Here is a 771-nt window from a genome sequence, read left to right as displayed (position 1 = left end):
TACGATTCGTAGCGAGCTGCATACTCGAACAGGTCGTGGGGAGCCTTGAAGTGATGAAGCAAAACAAATGGTTTGGACTTATCTCTCTTGTTCTGCAGCCACTCGATGGATCGGTCCGTGATGACATCTGACGAATGCCCCTGGTACTTGATGACATTGACTTCTCTGGCACCCTGTTTCCCAAACACGATTTCCTTTCGCGTGCCACCCTCTCGGCAGATCAGATCCGGGTTGTGGTAGCTGCCCTGCAGCGGTAATACTTCGTAATAGTCGAAGTTGGCAGGCTCTTCCTTGAGATGCCATTTGCCGATGACAGCCATCTGGTAACCAAGAGCCTTCATTTCTGTAGGTAAGAATTGCTTACTGGGCGGCAAGCTGCCGTGCAAATCCAGAACTCCATTGGTCTGCGAATATTGACCGGTCAAAATACTCGCTCGACTGGGCGTACAGATCGAGTTGTTACAGAATGTGTTGTCAAACACGATTCCCGTTTTCGCCAGCGCATCGATATTGGGCGTCGGGTTGAGATGGGCCAGACGGCTGCCATAGATCCCAAACCCTTGCGACGTATGGTCGTCTGCCATGATGAACAGGATGTTGGGCTGCTCTGCGGCGCAAAAAGACGAACCGGCAATTAGACCTAATAACGCAAGCATGATCGATTTCATTAGTTGCATAAACACTCGAGTAGGAAGTTCATGTTTGTATTGCAAGACTGTGGGAAGATGGATTTCTGGTTTGAAATCACCTTCGTGGACGAGTCGCCTGCGG

The 771-nt window shown here is 50.2% G+C and carries 1 protein-coding gene; it reads right to left on the bottom strand.

Translation table 11 applies throughout. The annotated features are described in order from the left end of the window. On the bottom strand, positions 1-656 hold a 656-nt coding region (locus RMSM_RS20470; RefSeq protein WP_008700525.1), incomplete at its 3' end, for a sulfatase-like hydrolase/transferase. Positions 657-771 lie beyond the last annotated feature (115 nt).

The organism is Rhodopirellula maiorica SM1, from assembly GCF_000346295.1.
GTDB lineage: Bacteria > Planctomycetota > Planctomycetia > Pirellulales > Pirellulaceae > Novipirellula > Novipirellula maiorica.
This window is presented reverse-complemented; position numbering and strand designations above follow the sequence as displayed.